The organism is Bradyrhizobium sp., from assembly GCF_035484855.1.
Classification (GTDB): Bacteria; Pseudomonadota; Alphaproteobacteria; order Rhizobiales; family Xanthobacteraceae; genus Bradyrhizobium.
In genome coordinates this window covers 24,369-31,594 of record NZ_DATHOP010000035.1, presented here as the reverse complement: position 1 = coordinate 31,594, position 7,226 = coordinate 24,369, and the positions used below count along the sequence as shown (strand labels likewise).

Here is a 7,226-nt window from a genome sequence, read left to right as displayed (position 1 = left end):
ATCCGGCAACCGCCCAAAGGCCTTCTTGAACTTCCGCATTCGACCCCCTCCATAATCCGGGAGTCATCTTCAGAATCCGTCTTGCCTTCCAATGCAATAGCCGGTGAAAACCCATATGCGATTCCCCTGCCGCAAGCGGGGAGAGGTGATCGCATCGAATTTCTTTGCGCTGTCATGACTTCACCTTGCGCAGCGGGGTGACCTGGAGCTGGTCCTGGTGGTCGCCGATGGCGCCGGCGATGAAGCGCGCGGTGATCGGCGTGCCGTCATAATGCAGGATCGGCACCAGCCTGACGGGATCGATGCCGTTCTCGTTGACGATCAGCGAGCGCAGCTGCGAATCGCGATTCTGCTCCACCACATAGACGAAGTCGTGGTCGGCGAGGAAACTCGCGACGCTGGAGTGGAACGGGAAGGCGCGAATGCGCAGCCGATCGAGATGATGGCCGCGCGCTTCCAACAGCCCGGTCGCCTCGTCCATCGCGGGCGCCGTCGAGCCGAAATAGATCACGCCGTATTTGGTCGGCTTGGCAGCATTGGCCTGCAACGGCCGCGGCACCATGTCCTGGGCGGTCTCGAATTTGCGCACCAGCCGCTGCATGTTGTCGGCGTAGACCGAGCCTTCCTCGGAGTAGCGCGCATAGCGGTCGCGCGAGGTGCCGCGGGTGAAGTAGGAGCCCTTGGTCGGATGGGTGCCGGGATAGGTGCGATAGGGAATGCCGTCGCCGTCGACGTCGAGATAGCGGCCGAAGTCGCGGCCTTCGTCGAGCATCTCCGCGGTCATCACCTTGCCGCGGTCATATTGCCTGGCGTCATCCCATTTCAGCGGGCGGCACAGCCGGTGGTTCATGCCGATGTCGAGGTCGAGCATAACGAAGATCGTGGTCTGCAGCCGCTCGGCGAGATCGAAGGCGGCGGCCGCAAATTCGAACGCCTCGGCGGGGTCTTCCGGAAACAGCAGCACATGCTTGGTGTCGCCATGCGAAGCATAGGCGCAGGAGAGGATGTCGCATTGCTGGGTGCGCGTCGGCATGCCGGTCGAGGGGCCGGCGCGCTGCACGTTCATGATCACGGCCGGGATCTCGGCAAAGTAGGACAGCCCGATGAATTCCTGCATCAGCGAGATGCCGGGGCCGGAAGTCGCGGTGAAGGCCCGCGCCCCGTTCCAGGACGCGCCGATCACGATGCCGATCGAGGCCAGTTCATCCTCGCCCTGAATGATGGCGTATTTCGCTTTTTTGGTTTCGGGATCGTGCCGCAGCTTCTTGCAATGGCTACCGAAAGCGTCGGCCAGCGACGACGACGGCGTGATCGGATACCAGGCGCAGACTGTGGCGCCGCCATAGACTGCGCCTAACGCGGCCGCGCTGTTGCCTTCGATGAAGATGCGGTCGCCGACCTTGTCGGCCTTCTTGACGCGCAACCCGATCGGGCATTTGAGGTTCTGCAGCGCCCAGTCGCGGCCGAGATGCAGCGCATGGACGTTGGACGACAAGAGCTTTTCCTTGCCCTTGTATTGTTCGCCGATCAGCTGCTCGACCAGCTTGGGGTCCATGTCGAGCAGCGCGCACAGCGCGCCGAGATAGATGATGTTCTTGAACAGCTGGCGCTGGCGCGGGTCGGTATAGGTCGAATTGGTGATCGCGGTCAGCGGCACGCCGATCACGGTGACGTCGTCGCGGAACTTCGACGTCGGCATCGGCTTGGTCGAATCGTAGAACAGATAGCCGCCGGGCTCGATCGAGGCGACGTCCTTGTCCCAGGTCTGCGGGTTCATCGCCACCATCATGTCGACGCCGCCGCGGGCTCCGAGATGGCCGTCCTCGGTCACCCGCACCTCGTACCAGGTCGGCAGCCCCTGGATGTTGGAGGGGAATACGTTGCGTGGGCTTACCGGCACGCCATGGCGCAGGATCGAACGCGCGAACAGTTCGTTGGCGCTCGCCGAGCCCGAGCCGTTGACGTTGGCGAAGCGGACGACGAAGTCGTTTACGCTGCTGATCGGCTTTTGGACGGACATGATGTACCTGCTAGCGTCATATCGATAAGGTATTTCTGCATGTCCCAGGCCCCGGTGGGACAGCGTTCGGCGCACAGGCCGCAATGCAAGCAGACGTCTTCGTCCTTGACCATCACGCGGCCGGTCTTCAGCCCGTCGGCGACGTAAAGCGCCTGGTCGTGATGCGGGGAGGGCGCCTTCAGCCGGCTGCGAAGGTCGTCTTCCTCGCCATTCTCCGTGAACGTGATGCAGTCCATCGGGCAGATATCGACGCAAGCGTCGCACTCGATGCACAAGGGGGCTGCGAACACGGTCTGGATATCGCAGTTCAGGCAGCGCTGCGCCTCGCCGAGCGCGAGCTTGACGTCATAGCCGAGCTCGACTTCGGCGCGGATGTCCTTCAGCGCGATCACCTTGTCGCGGTGCGGCACCTTGTAGCGCTTGTCGGCGGAGATGTCGTTGTCATAGCTCCACTCGTGGATGCCCATCTTCTGCGAGGAGATCTCCACTTCGGGCAATGGCCGCTCGGTGATGTCCTCGCCGGAGCACAGCTTGTGGATCGACAGTGCGGCGTCATGGCCGTGCGCCACCGCCCAGATGATGTTCTTCGGCCCGAACGCGGCATCGCCGCCGAAAAACACTTTTGGATTGGTCGACCCCATGGTCTTGGGATCGACCACGGGCATGTTCCATTTGTCGAATTCGACGCCGCAGTCGCGCTCGATCCAGGGAAACGCGTTTTCCTGGCCGACCGCGACCAGCACGTCGTCGCATTCGATGGTCTGGTCCGGCTCGCCGGTAGGCACCAGGTTGCGGCGGCCCTTGGCGTCGTATTCGGCCTTCACCTTCTGGAAGGTGACGCCGGTCAGCTTGCCATCGTCATGGGTAAAGACGACAGGCACCATGAAATTGAGGATCGGAATATCCTCGTGAATGGCGTCCTCTTTCTCCCAGGGACTTGCCTTCATCTCCTCGAAGCCGGAACGCACGATCACCTTGACGTCCTCGCCGCCGAGGCGGCGCGCAGTGCGGCAGCAGTCCATCGCGGTGTTGCCTCCGCCGAGCACGATGACGCGCTTGCCGATTTTTTCGACATGGCCGAATGACACGCTGGAGAGCCAGTCGATGCCGATGTGAATGTTCTTGCCCGCTTCCTTGCGGCCGGGAATCTCGAGCTCGCGGCCGCGCGGCGCGCCACTTCCGATGAAGATGGCATCGAAGTTTTCACCAAGCAGCTGCTTCAGGCTGTCGATGCGCTGGCCGCCCTTGAACTCGATGCCGAGGTCGAGGATGTAATCGGTTTCCTCGTCGATCACGGAATCCGGCAGGCGGAATTTCGGGATTTGCGTGCGCATCATGCCGCCGGCCTTGGGGTCGGAATCGAACACGGTGCAGTGATAGCCGAGCGGGGCGAGGTCGCGCGCCACCGTCAGCGAGGCGGGACCGCCGCCGACGACCGCGATGCGCTTGCCGTTTTTCGCCGACAGCCGCGGCATGCGGTGCTTGACATCGTCCTTGAAGTCGGCGGCGACCCGCTTCAGCCGGCAGATCGCGACCGGCGTTTCCTCGACGCGGCCGCGGCGGCAGGCCGGTTCGCAGGGACGGTCGCAGGTGCGCCCCAAAATGCCCGGGAACACGTTCGATCGCCAATTGATCATGTAGGCGTCGCTGTAGCGGCCTTCGGCGATCAGGCGGATGTACTCGGGAACGGGCGTATGCGCGGGACAGGCCCACTGGCAATCGACCACCTTGTGAAAGTAGTCGGGTGCCGCGATATCAGTCGGTTTCATTCCTACCGTGTCCGCGCCAAAATCTTGTAGCGCAGCCTTACTTTTTGCCGCGAACGCTTGGATCGGCGTTCTTGTGGTTTTTGAATTGGATCATGGGGTTATCTTATTAGAGCCATTCAGGATGATGCACAAAGCCAATTTTGCGCGATATCAGGTTTTCACCGGCTCGATGATGGCAACATTAACGCCTTCGCGACCCGAATGCGGCAGTGCAACATGAACGGTGGCTGAATGATGGTCCGCGCGGACCATTAGCCATGCGGAAGGTCGCTTTTCGAAAGGTCCCACATCAGGCGGTAAACGCCTGTAGAAATTTGCGTTTCCGACCCGGTCACGGAGGCGCCGAAGCGCGTCGCAAGCGTCGTCGAGACCGCGTCGACGCCTGTCCCGTCGACCAGCACGAACCAATCGCCGGCGCCAGGGCCTGCGGCTGCCGGAATCTCGGTCGTCGGTCCGGATAATTTGGGATCGCTTTCCAACAGATGCATCGAGATGATGCCATCCAACTCGCCCGGATCGAGCCGCTGTCGCAGCGCGGCGCGCAATTCATCCTCGCCGCCGGATGGAGGTCGCAGGCGTACGATGCCGAGCGCGGCGCCGCGGCCCGTTCCCCGACTCACGGTGATGCGCGCCACCACGCGGATCATGTTCTTGAAGTACGCCATGACCTTGCGCGACCAATCGGTAGGGCTCGCAAGGCGCGCGCGGTAGGCCGGGCTGTCGAGGACGTCGATCGTCGCTGTGGAATAGAGGAACAGATTTTTCGGGCTGCCACGATGGGCGACGTAGCGCCGCGCCTCGAGGAAGCCGTCGATCGCGACGCGCTCTTCGAGATGTTCGCGGTCGTACCAGCGGTTGAGTTCGGGCTCATTGGCGGGGTCGACGTCCATCGACGTCAGCAGCATGCCTTTTCCAGCGAGCGGCATTTTACGATGATCCTTTTGCTGATATCTCGGAAGCGAGGTCGGCGATCGCCTTCATCACGGCATCCCTGACGCCGCGATCGTACAGCGAATGGCCGGCGCTCTCGACGATGCGAATCTCTGCGTCCGGCCACAGCGCGGCCAGCGCACGCGAGGTCGCCGGCGGACACAAAAGATCGTAGCGGCCCTGCACGATGAGGCCGGGGATTCCGGAAAGCCTTGCGGCTTCGGCCAGCAGCTGTCCCGGCCGCATGAAGCAGTCGTGCTGGAAATAATGCGCTTCCATGAACGGCGTAGCCGGCAGCGCGCGCGACGAGTTCAGCGATGCCGGATCGAGCCGGACGCGGTTAGGCGCATGTTCGGAAAGGATTCGCTCGGTATCGTGCCAGGCGCGTGCGGCCGGGCCATGCACCGCGGGATCGGGATCGAGAATCCGGCGGTAGTAGGCGTCGAGCAGCTGCCCGCGCTCTGCTGGCGGCAACACACCGGCGAAGTCTTCGCTGAGACCGGGATAGAACCGCGGCAGCGCGTCGAGAAACGCGCCTTCCAGCTCTGCCCGCGTGCCGAGAAAGGTCGCGCGCAGCACGATGCCGCTGACACGCGCGGGATGTGTCTGCGCATAAGCCAGCGCCAGCGTCGCGCCCCAGGAGCCGCCGACCACCATCCAGCGCGGAATCGAAAATTTTTCGCGGATCGTCTCCATGTCAGCGATCAAGTCGGGCAGCGTATTGTGTTCGAGGCGGCCCTGCGGACGGCTGCGGCCCGCACCGCGTTGGTCGAACAGGATGGCATGGAAGCGCTCGGGGTCGAACAGCCGGCGGTGATCGGGCTGGCAACCGGAGCCGGGACCGCCATGCAGATAGACCGCCGGCATGCCGTCGGCGCGGCCGACGCTCTCGACGTAAATCTCGTGGCCGCCGCTGACCGGCAAAAGCTCTGACGTCAGCGGCGCGAACGGATCGGAGCGATTGGCCTTCGCTTTGCCGGCGTCGGCGTCAGGCGCCATGGTCGCCGCCCGTCTCCAGCGTACCGCCGGCGAAATTGCGATAGAGGAAACGGTTGTCGTTACCCTCCGCTTCCTGTTCGGCCAGCTTGAAAATCCGCTCATGCATCGGCGACAGCGTGCAGGCCGGGTCGGTGTTGCCGGCGTCGCCCGTCAATGCAAAAGCCTGGCAGCGGCAGCCGCCGAAATCGATTTCCCGGAATTCGCAGCTTTTGCACGGCTCCTTCATCCATCCGGTGCCGCGATAGCGGTTGAAGGCTTCGGAGTTTTGCCAGATCCAGGCGATCGAATGGTTCGAGCGCACTGACAAGAATTCGAGCCCGGTAATGCTTTCGGCGGCATGGCAGGGCAGGACTTTCCCCGCCGGTGAGATGTTGAAGAACTGCCGGCCCCAGCCGCCCATGCATTTCTTCGGCCGCAGCGCGTAATAATCCGGCACCACATAGTCGATGGCGAGCGTGCCCTTCAGCCGCACCTGGGCGTCCTCGACGATGCGGCTGGTCTCCTCGATCTGGGCGAGCGTCGGCATCAGCGCCGCGCGGTTCCTGAGTGCCCAGCCGTAATACTGCACATTGGCGACCTCCAGCCGGTCGGCGTCGAGATCGACCGCCATCTGGATGATGTCGGGCAGCTGGAACAGGTTTTGCCGGTGCATGACGGCGTTGACGGTCAGCGGCAAATCAAGCTCGCGCGTCCATTTGGCAACCTCGATCTTTTTCTTGTGGGCGTTTTTGAAGCCTGCGACGCGGTCGGCGACCACGGGCTCGTTGCCCTGAAAACTGATCTGGACGTGGCACAGTCCGGCATCCGCAAGCGCTGAGAGTTTTTCGCGCGTCAGCAGCACCGCCGAGGTGATGAGGTTGGAGTACAGCCCGACATCGCTGGCGTGCTGCACCAGTTCGACCAGGTCCTTGCGCGCGGTCGGCTCGCCGCCGGAGAAATGGATTTGCAGCACGCCGATCTCGGCGAGCTCGGACAGCACCTTCTTCCATTCTTCGGTGGAAAGTTCACTGCCGCCGCGGTCGAGCTCCACCGGATTGGAGCAATAGGGACACTGCAGCGGGCAGCGATGGGTCAGCTCGGCGAGCACGGCGAGCGGAATCCCGAACGTCTCCGCCGTCGAGCCGCGGTTCTCCAGCACCGCGAGCCCGTCGGCGGGATCGCTGTTGGCCGCGACATGGGCATCCGTCAGCGTCGGGCTCATGAGGTCTTCTCGCGCGCTTGCGTCAAAAACCCCTTGTCGGCCAAGTCCTGCAGCATGGCGATGACGTCGGTTGCGATCGCGCCGCGGTCGGCGACGTATTTGGCGGCGAGCAGGTCGACCATGTTGCCGACGCTGCGGACGCCGTCGCACAGCTTCAGCACTTCGACCGCGATCTCGTCCGGCGCCAGCACCCGCTCCGGGGCCAGGATGACCCAGACCTGGCGGGTCTCATCGAACTTCAGTTTGGCGTGCCGCGGCAACACCGGCCGGCTCGCTTCGCTGACGCTGATGTTGCGGCTTGCCATCT

At 63.3% G+C, this 7,226-nt stretch carries 6 protein-coding genes; all 6 read right to left on the bottom strand.

The genetic code is table 11. The features are described from left to right. Positions 1–172 precede the first annotated feature (172 nt). Positions 173–2,020, bottom strand: coding sequence for a 2-oxoacid:acceptor oxidoreductase subunit alpha (locus VK804_RS04355; protein ID WP_325368210.1), 1,848 nt, complete (start codon positions 2,018–2,020; stop codon positions 173–175). Continuing rightward, on the bottom strand, positions 1,990–3,789 hold the full coding sequence (locus VK804_RS04350) for an FAD-dependent oxidoreductase (protein WP_325368208.1): 1,800 nt from the start codon (positions 3,787–3,789) through the stop codon (positions 1,990–1,992). The genes VK804_RS04355 and VK804_RS04350 overlap by 31 nt, the downstream gene beginning before the upstream one ends. 251 nt (positions 3,790–4,040) lie before the next feature. After that, positions 4,041–4,715 carry a hypothetical protein gene (locus VK804_RS04345; RefSeq protein WP_325368206.1) on the bottom strand — a complete coding sequence of 225 codons (675 nt, stop codon included), beginning with the start codon at positions 4,713–4,715 and terminating at the stop codon, positions 4,041–4,043. 1 nt (position 4,716) lies between these two features. Beyond that, positions 4,717–5,718 carry a prolyl aminopeptidase gene (pip, locus tag VK804_RS04340; protein WP_325368204.1) on the bottom strand — a complete coding sequence of 334 codons (1,002 nt, stop codon included), beginning with the start codon at positions 5,716–5,718 and terminating at the stop codon, positions 4,717–4,719. Further along, a complete protein-coding gene (gene pqqE, locus VK804_RS04335; protein WP_325368202.1) occupies positions 5,708–6,919 on the bottom strand; it encodes a pyrroloquinoline quinone biosynthesis protein PqqE in 1,212 nt (403 codons plus the stop codon). The genes pip and pqqE overlap by 11 nt, the downstream gene beginning before the upstream one ends. Then, the gene (gene pqqD, locus VK804_RS04330) at positions 6,916–7,224 is read right to left on the bottom strand and encodes a pyrroloquinoline quinone biosynthesis peptide chaperone PqqD (RefSeq protein ID WP_325368200.1); all 309 of its coding nucleotides are present in this window, start codon (positions 7,222–7,224) and stop codon (positions 6,916–6,918) included. Before pqqD ends, pqqE begins: the two co-directional genes overlap by 4 nt. Positions 7,225–7,226 lie beyond the last annotated feature (2 nt).